Below are 17,138 nucleotides of genomic sequence, written 5' to 3'. Positions count from 1 at the left end.
TACTCCTCCAGCCGGCGAGATGAGCTGTCGGGTTAGGCCGAGAAGTGGTGGCCTGCCGCCGATGGACGGCTTCACCCCGAGGGTGGCGCTGACGTCACCCGAAGAACCTGGGTCTCCCGCTGCTGCCGTCGGTGCTCCGGTGGGCCGTCCCGTCGGCAGCACTGGGCACCGGGCCGGTCGCCGCCCGGTCTCCGGGCGACGACAGGACGCTAGCCCCGAAACGGTCGGAGGTCACGGTCAGATAACGGTCACCTCCTGCGCCGATGGTGGAGGCGGTGTGAAGGGATCCGGCGGCGGGACGCTGTCCGACATGACGGACACGGCGCGCCGGAACCGTCGGAAACGGCCGTCGACCGAGGGCCGGGATCGGGCGATCGACCCATCCGGGGTGCCGGGGAGGTGAAGATCGGGCACCGATCCGATGACGTTCCCGGCCGCTCAGTCCAGGAGCGAGCCGGTCCGCGTGCCGTCCACGACGGCCACGCACAGCCCCGTGCGGTCCCCGGCGGCCCAGGACTCCTCGCTCGGCGCCCAGACCACCAGCTCGACCCGTGTGGAGTCGTCCGCGCGCGCCTGCGGGCCCAGGAGGTCCGGGGTGCAGCCCCGCGCGGTGCGGGCCGCCGCCTCGTCCGCGCCGGGCCAGACGGCGTCCGCCGACGCGTCGGTGCGCCCGACCACCTCGGCCGCGTGCGGCTCGCCGCACGGCACCACCTCGACGCGTCCCACGGCGCCGTCGGTCGGGGCCTCGGCGAGGCACGAGCCGAGGACGAGCTGCACGGCGTTGACGGTCTCCGGCGCGGTGACGTCGGCCGCGACGGGTTCCCACGCCTCCTCGCGCGTGCTCGTCGTCAGGTAGGAGGCCCCCACGGCGCCGCCGACCACGAGCAGGATCAGGGCGAGGACCGACAGCACCCAGATCCGGGCCCGGCGCCGCGCCGCGGCGCGCTCGGCCGGCGTGGGTCCGGGGACGCCCCAGCGGGCCCCGGGGTCCACCGGCCGGCGGTCCGACGCGCCCGTCGGTGCCGGGCCGGGGGAGGGACGGGCCGGACCCCGCGTCCCGTCCGGGGCGGGGCCGGACGCCTCCGGGCCGGGCGAGGCGAAGGAGAGGTCGTCCTCGGGGCGCTCGGTCATGGGAGCCAACCTACCGAGCCGGGCGCTCCTTCCGGGTCCGGGCGGTTCAGACCCCCACGCGGCGCTCGACGCCCGGCAGGTCGTCCTCGCGCAGCACGTCGGACAGCCGTCGGCGGTCCAGGCGGCGCACCCACCCGGCCCGTGCGCCGTCCGGTCGCGCCTCCTGCAGCACCCACCGGCGGACGCCGAGCGCGGTGAGGCGCGCGCCGATCGCCAGGACGTCCTCGCGGGTGTGCACGGTGGGGTCGACGGTGGTGCGGATCTCGTGGTCGACCCCGGACTCGACCACGAGCCGGGCCGACTCCCACGCCGCCCGCCCGGACGGTGCCGCTCCGGTGACGAGCTCGTACCGGTCCGGCACCGCCTTGATGTCCAGGCCGACCCAGTCCACCAGGGGCAGCACGCGGGCGAGCCGGGTCGGCCAGGGGCCGCCGGAGTGCACGCCGACCTCGAGCCCGAGGTCGCGGACGTCGCGGCAGGCGTCCGCCAGGCCGGGCTGGAGGGTGGGTTCACCGCCGGAGATCACCAGGCCGTCCAGGAGGCTGCGGCGCTTGCGCAGCAGCTCGAGGACCTCCGACCAGGTCGCACCGGGCCGCCGCCGGGGGTCGATCAGGGAGGGGTTGTGGCAGTAGGTGCACCGCCACGGGCATCCCTGGGTGAACGCGGTGGCGACCAGACGACCGGGCCGGTCGACCGTCGAGAACGGCACGAAGCCGGCGATGCGCAGCGGTGCCCGGGCCGGCGCGTCAGGCGACATCGACGGTCACCGCCGCGGGCTCCCGGGAGGCCGCGGGCTCCCGGAACGGCACGCGCTCGGCGTACTCGCCCTGCTTGCCGGTGTTGAAGGACGCCACGGGGCGGAAGTACCCCATCACCCGGGTCCACACCTCGGTCCCGGCGCCGCAGGTCGGGCAGGACCGCACGTCGCCCGCGAGGTAGCCGTGCGTGGCGCAGATCGAGAACGTCGGCGTCACCGTGAGGTAGGGCAGCCGGTGGTTCTCCAGGGCACGGCGCACGAGCAGGCGGCACGACTCGGCGCCGGACATCTGCTCGCCCAGGTAGAGGTGCAGCACCGTGCCGCCCGTGTAGCGCCGCTGCAGCTCGTCCTGGCGGGCGAGTGCCTCGAACGGGTCGTCGGTGAAGCCGACCGGGAGCTGGGTGGAGTTCGTGTAGTACGGCTGCTCCGGGGTCCCGGCCTGCAGGATCCCCGGGTAGCGGGCGCGGTCCTCGCGGGCGAACCGGTAGGTCGTGCCCTCGGCAGGGGTCGCCTCCAGGTTGTACAGGTGGCCCGTGCGCTCCTGGATCTCGACGAGGCGCGTGCGCAGGTGGTCGAGCAGCTCGAGGGCCGTGGCGTGCCCGGCCGGCGTGGTGATGTCCTCGGTGTCGGCGGTGGCGTTGCGGATCATCTCGTTGACCCCGTTGACGCCGATGGTGGAGAAGTGGGCGTCGAGCGTCCCGAGGTAGCGCCGCGTCCAGGGGTACAGCCCGCCGTCCATGAGCCGCTGGACCGTCTCGCGGCGTGCCTCGAGACCGTCGGCGGCGAGGTCGACGAGGCGGTCCAGCGCCGCGTACAGCGCCTCGCGGTCCGGGCCGTGGACGTGCCCGAGCCGGGCGCAGTTGATCGTGACCACGCCGAGCGAGCCGGTCTGCTCGCCGGACCCGAACAGCCCGTTGCCGCGCGCGAGCAGCTCGCGCAGGTCGAGCTGGAGGCGGCAGCACATCGAGCGCACGTCGCCGGGGTTCAGGTCGGAGCTGATGAAGTTCTGGAAGTACGGCGTGCCGTACCGCGCGGTCATCTCGAAGATCTCCTCGGAGATCTCGGAGTCCCAGTCGAAGTCCGGCGTGATGTTGTACGTCGGGATCGGGAAGGTGAACACCCGGCCGGCGGCGTCCCCGGCGGACATGACGGCCACGAACGCCCGGTTGATCATGTCGGACTCGGCCTGCAGGTCGCCGTAGGTGACGTCGAGGACGTCGTCGCCGACGACGGGGTGCTCGTCGGCGAGGTCGGGCGGGCAGGTGAGGTCGAAGGTCAGGTTGGTGAACGGCGTCTGGGTGCCCCAGCGGGACGGCACGTTGAGGTTGTGGACGAACTCCTGCAGGGCCTGGGTGACCTCGGCCTGGCTGAGGCGGTCGACGTGGACGTACGGGGCCAGCAGGGTGTCGAAGGAGCTGAAGGCCTGGGCCCCCGCCCACTCGTTCTGCAGCGTGCCGAAGAAGTTGACGATCTGCCCGAGCGCCGAGCTCAGGTGCCGGGGCGGCCAGGAGGCGACCGCCCCCGCGACCCCGCCGAACCCCTCGGACAGCAGCTGGCGCAGCGACCACCCGGCGCAGTAGCCGCCGAGCACGTCGAGGTCGTGGACGTGCAGGTCGCCCTGCCGGTGCGCGGCGGCCAGCTCGGGGGAGAACACCTCGTCGAGCCAGTAGTTCGCGATCGTCTTGCCCGCGACGTTCAGGACGAGGCCACCGAGGGAGTAGCCCTGGTTGGCGTTGGCGTGCACCCGCCAGTCGGCCCGGGCGACGTACTCGCCCACGGCGGCGGAGGCATCGATCTGCGTACCCACGGCGACTCCTCGCATCAGGCTTGTGAAGACATTCACGAGCCTAGCGAGGCGAGGGAGGGGGCCCTCCCGACACGCCGCGGCGGCCGGCGTGACATCGATCCGGACCGGCCGTCACCTCGGCGCCTCAGACCAGGTCGAGCATCACCGGCACGTGGTCGCTGGCGCCCTTGCCGCGTCGCTCGCCCCGGTCGACCGTCGCACCGGTGACCCGGTCGCGCAGCGCCGGCGAGGCGTACGCGAAGTCGATGCGCAGCCCCTTGTCCCGCGGGAACGCGAGCTGCTGGTAGTCCCAGTAGGTGTACGTGTGCGGCGCGGGCAGGTGCTCGCGCGTCACCTCCGTGTACCCCGCAGGTCCGAAGGCCTCGAACGCCGCCCGCTCGGCGGCCGACACGTGGGTCCTGCCCTCGAACGCCGTGACGTCCCAGACGTCGGTGTCGCGGGGGATGACGTTCCAGTCGCCGAGCAGGGCGAGCTGCGCCCCGGGGTCCGCCGCCAGCCACTGCTCGGCGTCGGTGCGCAGGCCTTCCAGCCAGGCCAGCTTGTAGGCGTAGTGCGGGTCGTCCAGCGCGCGGCCGTGCGGCACGTACAGCGACCAGACCCGCACGCCGCCGCAGGTGGCCCCGAGGGCGCGGGCCTCGAGACGCGGTTCCTCGTCGGGCTTGGCGAACGTGGGCTGGTGCGGGAACGACGTCGCCACGTCCTCGACACCCACCCGGGAGACCACGGCCACGCCGTTCCACTGGTGGTAGCCGGTGTGCGCCACCTCGTACCCCGCCTCCTCGAAGGCCCGGTGGGGGAACTGGTCGTCCCGGCACTTGGTCTCCTGGACGGCCAGCACGTCCGTCCCGGACCGTTCCAGGAAGGCCAGCACGCGGTCCAGCCGCGTGCGGACGGAGTTCACGTTCCACGTGGCGATGCGCACGCGAGCACCCTAGGACACATAGAGTGCCGTCATGGGTACTGCGCTCGTCACCGGTGCGACCGCCGGTCTCGGACTCGAGATCGCCTGGCAGCTCGCCACCGCTCGCCACGACCTCGTCCTCGTCGCCCGTGACGGCGAGCGGCTCGACCGCGTCGCCGGACAGATCCGGGCCGCGGCCGGTGTCCACGTCGAGGTGATCCAGGCGGACCTGGCGCGCCACGACGACGTCACCCGGGTCGCCGAGCGGCTCACCGTGACCGGCGCGGACCCGGAGGACGACCGCCGTCCGGTCGGCCTGCTGGTCAACAACGCCGGTTTCGCCCCCGCGCAGCGGTTCGTCGCCGGGGACCTGGACATCGAGCTCGACGCCGTCGACGTCATGGTCCGGGCGGTCATGGTGCTGTCCCACGCCGCCGTCGGTCAGATGGTCCCGCGCGGCCGGGGTGCCGTGCTCAACGTCGCCTCGGTGGCGGCCCTGACGGCGGGCGGCAGCTACGCCGCCGCCAAGGCCTACGTACGGACCTTCACCGAGGGGCTGGCCGTCGAGCTGAAGGGGACCGGTGTCACCGCGACCGTGCTCTGCCCCGGCTTCACCCGCACGGAGTTCCACGACCGTGCCGGCCTGAGCACGGAGGTCCTGCCGGACGGCGCCTGGCTGCACGCCGCCGACGTGGCGGCCGAGGCGCTCGCGGACGTGCGCCGCGGCGTCGTCATCTCCACGCCCTCGGTGCGCTACAAGGCGGCCGCCGCGCTGCTGCGCGCGATGCCCCGCTGGGCGGTGCGCGCCGTCGGGCACTACCGCTGACGCGCCCCCGTACCCTGGTACCCGTGACTTCCGCCGACTTCTCCCCGACCCCCCGCGAGCAGCTGCTGCAGCTCGTCAAGGACCTCGCCGTCGTGCACGGGAAGGTGACGCTCTCCTCCGGCAAGGAGGCCGACTACTACGTCGACCTGCGTCGCATCACCCTGCACCACCGTGCGGCCCCGCTGGTCGGGCACGTCCTGCTGGACCACCTCGAGGAGGTCGGGCTCGGGACCGCCGAGGTCGACGCCGTCGGGGGACTGACCCTCGGTGCGGACCCCATCGCGGACGCGCTGCTGCACGCCGCGGCCTCCCGCGGGCAGGACCTCGACGCCTTCGTCGTGCGCAAGGAGGCCAAGGCCCACGGCATGCAGCGGCAGATCGAGGGGCCGGACGTCACGGGGCGCAAGGTCGTCGTGCTGGAGGACACCACCACGACCGGCGGATCGCCGATCACCGCGATCGAGGCGTTGCGCGGGGCCGGTGCCGAGGTGCTCGGCTGCGCCACGATCGTCGACCGCGCCACCGGGGCCGGGGAGAAGATCGAGGCGCTCGGGGTGCCGTACCACTACCTCTTCGACCTCGAGGACCTCGGCCTGAACGGCTGACCCTCGCGTTGTGGGTATGAAATCTGCCGCCCCGCACCGGTCATGGGCCGTAGATTTCATGCCCACAGCGGAGACGGCGGTGGAGTGACGGGGCGGGCGCCCCTCGGGTCAGACGCGGTCGACGAGGTCCGCGACGGACTCCACGACGTGGGACGGGCGGAACGGGTGCTCGTCGACCTCGTCCTCCACGGTCGTCCCGGTCAGCACCAGGAACGTCTCCAGGCCGGCCTCGATCCCGGCCACGATGTCGGTGTCCATGCGGTCGCCGATCATGGCCGTCGTCTCCGAGTGGGCCTCGATGCGGTTGAGGGCCGAGCGGAACATCATCGGGTTCGGCTTGCCCACGTAGTAGGGCGAGCGGCCGGTGGCGGCCGTGATCATCGCCGCCACGGAACCGGTGGCCGGCAGCGGCCCCTCGGGCGACGGCCCGGTGGTGTCCGGGTTCGTGGCGATGAACCGCGCGCCCCCCTTGATGAGCCGGACCGCCTTGGTGATCGCCTCGAACGAGTAGGTGCGGGTCTCGCCGAGCACGACGTAGTCGGGTTCGGTGTCGGTGAGGGTGTACCCCGCCTCGTGCAGGGCGGTGGTCAGCCCCGCCTCGCCGATGACGTACGCCGACCCGCCGGGCACCTGCTCGGCGAGGAACGTGGCGGTGGCGAGAGCCGAGGTCCAGATGGACTCCTCCGGCACCTCGACCCCCGACGTGGCGAGCCGGGCGGCCAGGTCGCGCGGGGTGAAGATCGAGTTGTTCGTGAGCACCAGGAAGCGGCGCTTCTTCTCCCGGAGGGCGTCGATGAACTCCGCCGCGCCGTCGATGGCCTCGCCCTCGTGCACGAGGACGCCGTCCATGTCGGTCAGCCAGCACTCGATCTTCCGCTCGGTCATGGCAGACACGGTAGCCCGTAGGCTTCGAGCGTGACCGACGAGCACGCAGATCCTCCCACCCACACCGGTGCCGTCCGCCGCCACGCGGCCCCCGCGTCCGGCACGAGCTGGCGCTCCGCCCCGGGCCTGGCGGCCCGCGGCGGGCTGGTCGGCATGGCCGAGTCCGTCCCCGGCATCTCCGGCGGGACCGTCGCGCTCATCACGGGTCTGTACGACCAGCTGCTGGCCGCGGCGAGCCAGGTCGTGCACGCCGGCCGCGAGCTGGTCCAGGGCGTGGCGCAGGGGCACGGGCTGCGCCCGGCCGGCCGGGCGCTGCGGGCGGTGGACTGGCGCTTCCTCGCCCCCGTGCTGGGCGGCATGGTGGTGGTGCTCCTCGCCTCGCTGAACACGATCGCCCCGCTGCTCGAGGAGAACCCGGTCCCGGTGCGGTCGGTGTTCTTCGGCATGATCGCGGTGTCGGTGCTCGTGCCGCTGAGCATGATGCCCCGCCGGTTCCGGCCGCTGGACGCCGTGCTGCTGCTGGGTGCCGCCGTGGTCGGGTTCTTCTTCGTCGGGCTGCCGCCGTCGCAGGTCGTCGACCCCTCGCTGTGGTACGTCGCCGGGTCGGCGGCGGTCGCGATCAACGCGCTCGTGCTGCCGGGCGTCTCGGGGTCGACGCTGCTGGTGATCCTCGGGCTGTACATCCCGGTCCAGCAGGCCGTCGAGAACCGCGACCTGGCCTTCCTGGGCGCGTTCGTCGTCGGTGCCGCCGTCGGCCTGGCCTCGTTCGTGAAGCTGCTGCACTGGCTGCTCGAGCACCGGCGGCAGGGCACGATGGCGGTGCTCGCCGGGCTCATGATCGGCTCGCTGCGGGCCCTGTGGCCGTGGCAGGACGCCGACGGCGGGCTGCTGGCCCCGGACGACGCGAGCGCCGTCGTCGGCCCCCTGCTGCTCGCCCTCGCGGGGGCCGCGGTGGTCGGCGCGCTGTTCTGGTGGGAGTCCACGCGGGACGGCGATGAGTGACCGGGTCGTCGGCGTCGGTCCGTGGGCCGGGCCCTGGCCCGACGACCCGCGCTACGACCCCGAGCTGCTCGAGCACGGCGACCGGCGCAACGTCGTCGACGCGTACCGCTACTGGTCGGTCGAGGCGATCGTGGCGGACATGGACCGACGTCGTCCGGCGGACCGGCAGCTGCACGTCGCGATCGAGAACTGGGCGCACGACCTGAACATCGGCTCCGTGGTGCGCACCTCCAACGCCTTCAACGTCGCCGGCGTGCACATCGTGGGCCGGCGGCGGTGGAACCGGCGCGGTGCGATGGTCACCGACCGCTACCTGCACGTCCAGCACCACCCGGACGCCGAGTCCTTCGCCGCGTGGGCGGCCGGCGAACGCCTGCCCGTGGTCGGCGTGGACAACGTGCCGGGCTCGGTGGCGCTCGAGCGCCGCGAGCTGCCGCCGCGGTGCGTGCTGCTCCTCGGCCAGGAGTCCGACGGGCTGACCCCGCAGGCGCAGGCGGTGTGCGACGTCGTCGTCCACATCACCCAGCACGGGTCGACACGGTCGTTGAACGCCGGCGCCGCGGCGGCGATCGCCCTGCACGCCTGGGCGTCGCAGCATCTGTGAACCGCCCGTGACGTCCCGTCGCGCCACCGATGACCCGGGCGACCGTCTCATCCTGTGCGACGCCATGTGACGGTGATGCGTCGGACGTGAGAAAATCCGGATGCATGTGGGCTGCGTGCTCGCCGGCCACCAGCGACGGTGGGACGTCGCCCGCCTGCGTCGTCCCTCGTACGTCCCCTCATTGGAGTACCGCAGATGCCTATCGCAACCCCCGAGGTCTACGCCGAGATGATCGACCGGGCGAAGGCCGGCAAGTTCGCCTACCCCGCCGTCAACATCACGTCGTCCCAGACCATCACCGCAGCCCTGCAGGGCTTCGCCGAGGCGGAGTCGGACGGCATCATCCAGGTCTCCGTGGGTGGTTCGGAGTACGGCTCGGGCTCGACGGTGAAGGACCGCGTCGCCGGGTCGCTGGCGCTGGCCGCCTACGCGCACGAGGTCGCGAAGAACTACCCGGTCAACATCGCGATCCACACCGACCACTGCGTCAAGAAGAACCTGGACTCCTGGGTGCGCCCGCTCCTCGCGCTCGAGGCCGAGCAGGTCAAGGCCGGCAAGAACCCGACCTTCCAGTCCCACATGTTCGACGGGTCGGACATCCCGCTGGAGGAGAACCTCGTCATCGCCGAGGAGCTGCTCGAGCTCTCGCAGGCGGCTCGCACCCTCCTCGAGGTCGAGATCGGCGTCGTCGGCGGCGAGGAGGACGGCCACGTCGCGGAGATCAACGAGAAGCTCTACACGACGCCGGCGGACGGCCTGGCCACGGTCAAGGCGCTCGGTGCCGGTGAGAAGGGCCGCTACCTGACGGCGCTCACCTTCGGCAACGTGCACGGCGTCTACAAGCCCGGCGCCGTCAAGCTGCGCCCGGCGATCCTCGGCGAGATCCAGAAGGCCGTCGGTGACGAGATCGGCAAGGAGAACCCGTTCGACCTCGTGTTCCACGGCGGGTCGGGCTCCACCGCCGAGGAGGTCGCCGAGGCGGTCGACAACGGCGTCATCAAGATGAACATCGACACCGACACCCAGTACGCGTTCACGCGTCCCGTCGTCGAGCACATGTTCACCAACTACGACGGCGTGCTGAAGATCGACGGCGAGGTCGGCAACAAGAAGGCCTACGACCCGCGCGCCTGGGGCAAGAAGGCCGAGGCCGGCATGGCGGCCCGCATCGTCGAGGCCTGCCAGTGGCTGCGCTCGGCCGGTCACAAGATGTGATCAGCCTCCGCTGACGCACCGACGCACCGACGCCCCGCCGCTCCTCGGAGCGGCGGGGCGTCGGTGCGTGCAGGCTCAGTGCTGGGCCGAGGTGATGTCCAGGTCGACGCCGGGGTCGTCGTCGACGATCTCCAGCAGCTCGCCGATCCGTGTGACCTCCAGCAGGAAGCGCACCGTCGGCGGTGCGCGCAGGATGCGCACCGTGTGCGGGCTGCGCGAGGCGAGGCGCGCCAGGAAGGCCACGCCGGAGGAGTCCATGAAGGTCACGTGGTGGGCGTCGATCTCGACCGGCAGCCCGGAGGCCTCCGCGTCGGAGATGGCCTCGCCCAGCTCGGAGCTGACGTCGGCGTCGATCTCGCCCGAGAGGACCACGCGAGCGCGTGAGCTCCCCACGATCACATGGATGCTCGCGGGGTCGCCGATCTGGGGCGCCGCGTTCTTGTCACCGTCCCCGTCGTCCGGGGGGTGCGCCGCATTGGATGCGTCCTGCACGGTGCTCCTTCCTCGAGCTTTCGCTCACCTCACGTCTCGGCGGACACCAATCTACGGTTGAATGGCCCCCCGATGCACCAACCTGGCCGCGAGACCTTGAGAAGGGAGGGGGCAATGGACCAAATGCCCGGTTCGTCCGCCGACGTTCTCCCCGTTCCCGCCTCCCGGCTCGCGGCCGCGCTGTCCGTCACGACCGTCCCGGCCTTCGTCACGGGTGCCTGGAGCCTCGGCATGCCCGTGCTCTGGGTCAACCGGGCGTTCGAGGAGCTGGGTGGCGTCGGCATCGAGGAGCTGGCGCTCCTCGGCCCGAACTCCCTGCTCGCGCTCGTTGAGGACGACCCCCAGCGCACCGCCGCCCAGGAGGACCTCAAGGCCGGCCGCGCGATGCGGAGGATCGTCAGCACCCGTCGCAGCGACGGCGGCACCACGTGGCTGCAGGTCGACGTCACCCCGCTGCCGACCGACCACGGGCTCCCCGAGTACTGGATCGGCGTCACGACCGACGTCTCCGAGTACGTCGACCAGCAGGCGGCGCAGCTGGCGTCGCTGGAGGTCGAACGCCGGCAGCGCGCCGACCTGGACCTCATCGCGCAGACCACCGATCTCCTCGGCGACCTGGAGTACCCGTTCGCACTGCGGGACATCGCCGACCTGCTGCGTTCCCTGGTGCCCTGGGCGGGGTTCTACGTCAACGACGACGGGCTGCTCTTCGCCGACGGCGTCGACGTCGCGTCCCCGCCGTCGGGTCGCGGCCGGCGTCACACGCGCTACGTCCCCGAGGACCGGACCCACGACCGGCTCGAACCCGCCCTCACGGGGGGCGTGTCCGAGGTTTCCGAGCCCGTGGTGGACGACGTGCAGCAGCTGCTCGACGGCGCCGTCGACGGGCCGGTGCGGCTGAGCCTCGAGGGCCGGTTCGACCCGTCCTCGGCCGCGGGGTGGTTGCGGCGGGACCTGATGCACCGGGTCGTCGCCGAGACGGGCGCGGTGCCCCGGGAGGCCGTCGTGCACGCGGTGGCCGGCCGACGTCGTGTGCTCGGTCTCCTCGTCACCTGGGACGGGGACGAACCCGTGCCGGAGCCGGGCCCCGCGCCGGGGCTGGACCACGTGTCCACCGTGGTCGAGGTCGTGGCCCGCCGCGCCGGCACCGCGATCGACAACGCGCGGCTGTACGCGCGCGAGCACCGGCTCGCCGAGGCCCTGCAGCGCGCCATGCTGCCCGAGCAGGCGGACGTGACCGGGCTGGACGTCTGGACCTACTACGCGCCGAACGCCGAGCACGCGCAGGTGGGCGGGGACTGGTACGACGTCCTCCAGATCACCGACGGGACGGTCGGGCTGGTGATCGGCGACGTCGTCGGGCACGACGTCGAGGCGGCCGCGGCGATGGGTCAGCTGCGGTCCGTGGTGCGCGCCTACGCGTACGAGCTGACGACCCCGGGGACCGTGCTGGACCGCGTCGACCAGCTCGTGGCCGGGATGCGGGTGCCGCGGCCGGCGTCGATGGTCTACGCCGCGCTGCAGCACCGGACCGAGGACGACAGCTGGGGCCTGGAGTACACCCGCGCCGGGCACCTCCCGCCGCTGCTGCTGCGGGACGGCACCACACGCCTGCTGAACGGCGCGGGCGGCAGGCTCGTCGGCTTCGGCGACGAGCCTCGCGAGACCGGCCACGAGGTCCTGCGGCGCGGGGACGTGCTGGTCTTCTACACCGACGGGCTCATCGAGCGCCGCGACCGGTCCCTCAAGCGCGGGCTGGAGACGCTGACGGAGATGTCCGGGCGCATCACGGCCCGCGACGCCGCGGGGGTCGGGGAGGAGCTGCTGTCCCGACTGGCCGACTCGCCCGAGGACGACGTCGCGATCGTCGTGGTGCGGGTCCCCGACCCGGAGGCCGACCAGCGGGTCACGGCGCTGAGCCCGCGCTCGCGCCGCTGGCTGCTGCCGAGCGAACCGGGTGCCATCGGCCGTGCCCGCCACGCGGTGCTGCGCACCTCGCAGGCGTGGGGGCTGGCGGAGTCCGCGGCGGCCGAGCTCGTCGTGAGCGAGCTGGTCGCCAACGGCGTGCTGCACGGCTGGGGCAACATCGCGCTCCGGCTGTTCGACACGGGGGACGGCCTGCGCATCGAGGTCGAGGACTCCAACCCGGCGCCACCGGTCGCCACGGACGGGCACCCGAACCGGCTCGGCGGGTTCGGCATGCAGATCGTCGAACGCCTGGCGGACTGGGGATGGCGGCCCAGCGCGTCGGGCAAGCTGGTCTGGGCCAAGCTGCGCCCCGACCTGACCAGCGGGTCAGGACCCGCGTAGCCGGCCCGGCGCCGGCGCGCCGGGCGGCTGGGCCGGGACGGGGTCAGCGCAGCGCGCGGACGTCGGCGGCCGCGACCCCGGAGTCCGTCAGGAGCTGCGCGCAGCGCTCCGCCTCGTCCGTCTCGCCGATCCGCGCGGCGGCCTCCGACAGCGCCAGCAGGGCCCGCAGGAACCCCTGGTTCGGGGTGTGGTCGACCGGCACCGGTCCCTGGCCGCGCCACCCCGCCCGGCGCAGGGCGTCCAGGCCCCGGTGGTAGCCGGTCCGTGCGTAGGCGTAGGCCGTCACGGAGCGGGTGACGTCGTCGCCGCCCGCGAGGGTCTGCTCGGCCAGGACGGCCCAGGCCGTGCTGGCCGCCGGGTGCGCCGCCGCCAGGACCGCCGGGTCCTCACCGGTCTCCAGGGCCTCCCGCACCGCCGCGTGGTCGTCGGGCAGGAGCGTCGGGTCGGGTCCGGACAGCAGGTTGTCGGTGAGAGGGTTCATGGCGTCATCCTCCCAGGGCGGCCCGCGGGCCTGCCACGCGGACGCGGCCCTCGCCGTCCCGAGGCGCGGAACTCCGGGGTGCGACGGTAGGCTCGCGCACATGATCGAGATCGCGACGTCCTCCACGACGACGACGCTCGTGATCGCCGGCGACCTCGACCTCGCCGAACGGGACCAGTTCCCCGAGATCGCGGCGCGCGTCGTCGGCCTCCGCCGCCAGCTGCTGGTGATCGACATGTGCCGGGTGACCTTCATGGACTCCACCGGCGCGGCGTTCCTCATCTCGCTCGCCGACGCGGGCCGCAGGCGCGGCGGGGCCACGGTCCTGCGCGGCGCCGACGACCGCGACCTCTTCGTGCTCGAGGTGTGCGGCGCGCTCGACCTCTTCCGGATCGACACCGACCACCACTGCGAGCAGTCCGACACGGCCACGGGTGGCGCGTCGGTCGAGCTGCCGCAGCGTCCCCGACCCGCCTAGGGCGCGCTGTCTGGGACACCAGGTCATGGCCGGGTAAACTCTGGCGAGGCCCGGCGGGATCCTCCGGGTCTCATCGACGAACGAGGAGAGTTGATCCATGCCAGCCGTGGTGCTCGTCGGCGCCCAGTGGGGCGATGAGGGCAAGGGGAAGGCGACGGACCTCCTCGGTGACCGCGTCGACTACGTGGTCAAGTTCAACGGGGGCAACAACGCCGGGCACACGGTGGTGATCGGCGACGAGAAGTACGCCCTGCACCTCCTGCCCTCGGGCATCCTGTCCCCCGGTGTCACCCCGGTCATCGCCAACGGCGTCGTGGTGGACATCGACGTCCTCTTCGAGGAGCTGGACGCGCTCGAGGCCCGCGGCGTCGACACCTCCAAGCTGATGGTGTCCTCCGGTGCGCACGTCATCGCCTCGTACCACCGCACGGTGGACAAGGTCACCGAGCGGTTCCTCGGCAAGCGGCGCATCGGCACCACCGGGCGGGGCATCGGCCCGGCCTACGCCGACAAGATCAACCGCGTGGGCATCCGGGTCGCCGACCTGTTCGACCCGAAGATCCTGCGCGAGAAGGTCGAGGGCGCGCTCGACCAGAAGAACCACCTGCTGGTGAAGGTCTACAACCGTCGCGCCGTCGACGTCGACGAGGTCGTCGAGGAGCTGCTCGGGCACGCCGAACGGCTGCGGCCGATGGTCGCCGACACCGGGCTCGCGCTGAACCAGGCCCTGGACGCCGGTCACAACGTCCTCTTCGAGGGCGGCCAGGCGACCATGCTCGACGTCGACCACGGCACCTACCCGTTCGTGACGTCGTCGAACGCGACGGCCGGCGGCGCCGTCACGGGGTCCGGCGTCGGGCCGACCCGGATCGACTCGATCATCGGCGTCATCAAGGCGTACACCACCCGCGTGGGGGAGGGACCGTTCCCCACCGAGCTGTTCGACGCGAACGGCGAGTACCTGCTCAAGACCGGCGGGGAGTACGGCGTGACCACCGGACGCGCCCGGCGCTGCGGCTGGTACGACGCGGTCATCGCCCGGTACGCGGCACGCGTCAACGGACTCACCGACCTCGTCGTGACCAAGCTCGACGTGCTGACCGGCATCGAGAAGATCCCGGTCTGCGTGGCCTACGACGTCGACGGCACCCGCTACGACGAGATGCCGGACGACCAGTCGGCGTTCCACCACGCGACGCCGATCTACGAGGAACTGCCCGGCTGGTGGGAGGACATCTCGCAGTGCCGGTCCTTCGACGAGCTGCCGACCAACGCCCAGGCGTACGTGCGGGCGCTCGAGAAGATGTCGGGCTGCCGGATCTCCGCCGTCGGGGTCGGGCCGCGGCGTGACGAGATCATCCCCATCCACGACCTGATCCACGCGCGGGCATGAGCCGCGTCGCGGAGGCCGCCGTGCTCGCCCCCACGGGGGCGCTGCGCGCCGTGATCAACCTCGGCAACCCGGTGCTCGCCCAGGGCACGGCGTCGGCGCCCACCGGCGTCACCGTCGACCTGGCCCGTGCCCTGGCCGACCACCTCGGCACGTTCATCGAGCTGTCCTGCGTCGACGCCGCCCGGGACGCGTTCGCCGCCGTCCGGGACGGCCAGGCCGACGTCGGGTTCCTCGCGGCCGAGCCGCAGCGCGCCGAGCACGTGGCGTTCACCGACCCGTACGTCCTCATCGAGGGCGTCTTCGCCGTCCCCGCGTCCTCGCCGCTCAGGTCTGCCGCCGACGTCGACGCCCCCGGGGTGCGGATCGGGGTCAAGGAGGGGTCGGCCTACGACCTGTCCCTGACGCGGACGCTGCGGCACGCCCAGCTCGTCCGGGGCGCGGAGGGGACGGCCGTGTTCGAGGCGGAGGGTCTCGACGTCGCCGCCGGGATCCGCCAGCCCGTGACCCGCTGGGCCGAGGATCGCGGCGACGTGCGGGTGCTGGAGCCGCGGTTCACCGAGATCCGACAGGCCGTGGCCACCGGGCGCGACCGGTCCCCGGACGCCGTGTCCTGGCTGCGGGACGCGGTCGCCGACCTGGTGCGGACCGGGTTCGTGGCCGACTCCCTCGCGGCGTCCGGTCAGGACGCGACCGTGCCGTCCTGACCGGGCCGCTCGGGTCCGGCGAGGCTCACCCCGCCGGGGGGATGTTCTGGTTGATCCGGAACAGGTTCTCCGGGTCGTACTCCTGCTTCACCCGGCGCAGCTTGTCGAAGCTGCCGCCGAAGTTCTCCCGCACCTTGTCGGCGTCGTCGGGGGAGGCGAAGTTCGTGTAGCCGCCCTGCTGGGAGTGCGGGGCGATCGCCGCGTAGTAGTCCTTGACCCAGGCGATGCACCGCTCGTTGTCGGCCGGGTCGGGCCACATCCCCGCGATGACGCAGGCGAAGCGGGCGTCGCGGTGACCCCACGCGGTCGACTTCTTGGGCACGTCGTGAGCGGCGCCGTCGATCGGGTAGAGGTGCATCGTCGAGTTCACGACGGGCACCTTCGGGCCGTGCTCGAGGTGGGCGGCGATGGCCTCGTCGGTCAGCTCCGTCACGAACGCCGCCTTCCAGTAGTGCTGCAGGCCCCGCGGGACCAGGCCGTCGAAGGCGCTGTTGAGCGCCGGGTACGGCATGACGCCCACGTGCTCGGCCACCGGCGTCGCCACGTCCCGCACCCCCTCCAGCAGCCTCGCGCCCTCCGCCTCGGGGCCGTTGAAGCAGGAGACGAGCGCGAGGAACGGCTCGCCCACCCGGTCCTCCGGAACGAAGGGCAGCGGGGGAGCGATCTGCCAGGCCGGGAACCCGCCCCAGGCGCGGGGTGCGTCCGCCTCGAACTCGCGGTACCACCGCAGGACGGCCTCGGCGTCCGAGAGCTCGAAGAACAGGGGGCCGCCGTAGATGTCGCCGACCGGGTGCAGCTCGAACTCGAACTCGGTCACCACGCCGAAGTTGCCCCCGCCGCCGCGGAGCGCCCAGCACAGGTCCGGCTCCTGGGTCGGGCTGGCCGTGACCTGGCGTCCGTCAGCCAGCACGATCTGCACGCTGTTCACGTTGTCGCAGCTCAGGGCGTGGGCGCGGGTCAGGTAGCCGATGCCGCCGCCGAGGGTCAGTCCGCCCACGCCGGTGGTGGAGATGATCCCGCCCGTCGTGGCGAGCCCGTGCGCACCGGCCGCCTCGTTGAACATGCCCCAGGTGGCTCCGCCGCCCACTCGGGCGATGCGACGCTCGGGATCGACCTCGACGTGGTTGATCGCGGACAGGTCGGCGACCACGGCGTCGTCGGCCGTCCCGAACCCGGGGACGCTGTGCCCCCCGCCGCGCACCGCGATGGGCTTGCCCGACGTGCGGGCGTAGTTCACCACGGCGGCGACGTCGTCGGCGTTCGCACACCGGACGACGGCCTCCGGGTGCTTGTCCACCATGAAGTTGTAGACGTGGCGTGCGTCCTCGTACGCCGGGTCGTCCGGCAGCACCACCGTGCCGGCGACACCCTGCAGATCCGTGATGGTCATGACCGCTCCTGACTCGGGTCCGTCGTGCCCTCGACGCGAGGAATCCAGGGGTGGCGTGGCGGAGAGCTCGGGCTGACCGTCCGATCGTCGGCAGCGCGCCCTGGGGGCGGCGTGGAGGGCGTCGGCGACCTCAGACCACGCTAGGCACCTCTCCGGT

The 17,138-nt window shown here is 72.8% G+C and carries 17 protein-coding genes and 1 riboswitch; of the genes, 9 read left to right on the top strand and 8 right to left on the bottom strand.

All coding sequences use genetic code 11. The annotated features are described in order from the left end of the window. Positions 1-144, bottom strand: a riboswitch (cyclic di-AMP (ydaO/yuaA leader). A 294-nt stretch (positions 145-438) separates the two neighbouring features. From Q6349_RS02750 to Q6349_RS02735, 4 genes are all read right to left on the bottom strand, one after another. Next, a complete protein-coding gene (locus Q6349_RS02750; RefSeq protein WP_304602749.1) occupies positions 439-1,131 on the bottom strand; it encodes a septum formation family protein in 693 nt (230 codons plus the stop codon). Between the two features lie 46 nt (positions 1,132-1,177). Beyond that, positions 1,178-1,888: an anaerobic ribonucleoside-triphosphate reductase activating protein gene (locus Q6349_RS02745; RefSeq protein WP_171246916.1), complete on the bottom strand. Its 711-nt coding sequence runs from the start codon at positions 1,886-1,888 to the stop codon at positions 1,178-1,180. Further along, positions 1,878-3,710 (bottom strand): ribonucleoside triphosphate reductase, encoded by a 1,833-nt coding sequence (locus Q6349_RS02740; protein WP_369810794.1) that lies wholly within the window; start codon positions 3,708-3,710, stop codon positions 1,878-1,880. The genes Q6349_RS02745 and Q6349_RS02740 overlap by 11 nt, the downstream gene beginning before the upstream one ends. A 109-nt stretch (positions 3,711-3,819) precedes the next feature. Beyond that, positions 3,820-4,617 carry an exodeoxyribonuclease III gene (locus tag Q6349_RS02735; RefSeq protein WP_304602747.1) on the bottom strand — a complete coding sequence of 266 codons (798 nt, stop codon included), beginning with the start codon at positions 4,615-4,617 and terminating at the stop codon, positions 3,820-3,822. A gap of 31 nt (positions 4,618-4,648) precedes the next feature. Here Q6349_RS02735 and Q6349_RS02730 point away from each other — a divergent pair, with 31 nt between their 5' ends. Both Q6349_RS02730 and pyrE read left to right on the top strand, forming a co-directional pair. Beyond that, entirely contained in the window at positions 4,649-5,422 is a 774-nt protein-coding gene (locus Q6349_RS02730; protein WP_171246913.1) for an SDR family oxidoreductase, read from the top strand. Positions 5,423-5,445: 23 nt separating this feature from the next. Beyond that, positions 5,446-6,027, top strand: coding sequence for an orotate phosphoribosyltransferase (gene pyrE, locus Q6349_RS02725; protein ID WP_171246912.1), 582 nt, complete (start codon positions 5,446-5,448; stop codon positions 6,025-6,027). 108 nt (positions 6,028-6,135) lie between these two features. On the opposite strand, the gene Q6349_RS02720 is transcribed toward pyrE, so the two are convergent. Continuing rightward, positions 6,136-6,912, bottom strand: coding sequence for an HAD-IIA family hydrolase (locus tag Q6349_RS02720; RefSeq protein ID WP_304602746.1), 777 nt, complete (start codon positions 6,910-6,912; stop codon positions 6,136-6,138). A gap of 30 nt (positions 6,913-6,942) precedes the next feature. On the opposite strand from Q6349_RS02720, the gene Q6349_RS02715 reads away from it, so the two are divergent. The 3 genes from Q6349_RS02715 (at position 6,943) to fbaA (ending at position 9,733) form a co-directional block, all read left to right on the top strand. Then, positions 6,943-7,914 (top strand): DUF368 domain-containing protein, encoded by a 972-nt coding sequence (locus tag Q6349_RS02715; RefSeq protein ID WP_304602745.1) that lies wholly within the window; start codon positions 6,943-6,945, stop codon positions 7,912-7,914. Beyond that, positions 7,907-8,518 (top strand): TrmH family RNA methyltransferase, encoded by a 612-nt coding sequence (locus Q6349_RS02710; RefSeq protein WP_304602744.1) that lies wholly within the window; start codon positions 7,907-7,909, stop codon positions 8,516-8,518. Before Q6349_RS02715 ends, Q6349_RS02710 begins: the two co-directional genes overlap by 8 nt. 195 nt (positions 8,519-8,713) lie before the next feature. After that, positions 8,714-9,733: a class II fructose-bisphosphate aldolase gene (gene fbaA / locus Q6349_RS02705; RefSeq protein WP_171246908.1), complete on the top strand. Its 1,020-nt coding sequence runs from the start codon at positions 8,714-8,716 to the stop codon at positions 9,731-9,733. Between the two features lie 75 nt (positions 9,734-9,808). Here the strand turns inward: fbaA and Q6349_RS02700 are convergent, their stop codons facing one another. Then, on the bottom strand, positions 9,809-10,225 hold the full coding sequence (locus Q6349_RS02700) for an STAS domain-containing protein (protein ID WP_304602743.1): 417 nt from the start codon (positions 10,223-10,225) through the stop codon (positions 9,809-9,811). 114 nt (positions 10,226-10,339) lie between these two features. Between Q6349_RS02700 and Q6349_RS02695 the strand changes: the two genes are divergently transcribed. Beyond that, positions 10,340-12,535 (top strand): SpoIIE family protein phosphatase, encoded by a 2,196-nt coding sequence (locus Q6349_RS02695; RefSeq protein WP_304602742.1) that lies wholly within the window; start codon positions 10,340-10,342, stop codon positions 12,533-12,535. Positions 12,536-12,578: 43 nt separating this feature from the next. Here Q6349_RS02695 and Q6349_RS02690 read toward each other — a convergent pair whose 3' ends face one another. Further along, complete coding sequence (locus Q6349_RS02690) at positions 12,579-13,016, bottom strand: DUF3151 domain-containing protein (protein ID WP_304602741.1); 438 nt, start codon at positions 13,014-13,016, stop codon at positions 12,579-12,581. 100 nt (positions 13,017-13,116) lie between these two features. Between Q6349_RS02690 and Q6349_RS02685 the strand changes: the two genes are divergently transcribed. The 3 genes from Q6349_RS02685 (at position 13,117) to Q6349_RS02675 (ending at position 15,591) form a co-directional block, all read left to right on the top strand. Next, positions 13,117-13,494, top strand: a complete 378-nt coding sequence (locus tag Q6349_RS02685; RefSeq protein ID WP_304602740.1) for an STAS domain-containing protein — start codon at positions 13,117-13,119, stop codon at positions 13,492-13,494. A 97-nt stretch (positions 13,495-13,591) separates the two neighbouring features. Beyond that, positions 13,592-14,887 carry an adenylosuccinate synthase gene (locus Q6349_RS02680; RefSeq protein ID WP_304602739.1) on the top strand — a complete coding sequence of 432 codons (1,296 nt, stop codon included), beginning with the start codon at positions 13,592-13,594 and terminating at the stop codon, positions 14,885-14,887. Continuing rightward, a complete protein-coding gene (locus Q6349_RS02675) occupies positions 14,884-15,591 on the top strand; it encodes a transporter substrate-binding domain-containing protein (RefSeq protein ID WP_304602738.1) in 708 nt (235 codons plus the stop codon). Before Q6349_RS02680 ends, Q6349_RS02675 begins: the two co-directional genes overlap by 4 nt. 25 nt (positions 15,592-15,616) lie before the next feature. Here the strand turns inward: Q6349_RS02675 and Q6349_RS02670 are convergent, their stop codons facing one another. Beyond that, a complete protein-coding gene (locus Q6349_RS02670) occupies positions 15,617-16,981 on the bottom strand; it encodes an FAD-binding oxidoreductase (RefSeq protein WP_304602737.1) in 1,365 nt (454 codons plus the stop codon). Between the last annotated feature and the right edge of the window lie 157 nt (positions 16,982-17,138).

This window comes from Isoptericola sp. 178 (assembly GCF_030586525.1).
GTDB lineage: Bacteria > Actinomycetota > Actinomycetes > Actinomycetales > Cellulomonadaceae > Isoptericola > Isoptericola sediminis.
This window is presented reverse-complemented; position numbering and strand designations above follow the sequence as displayed.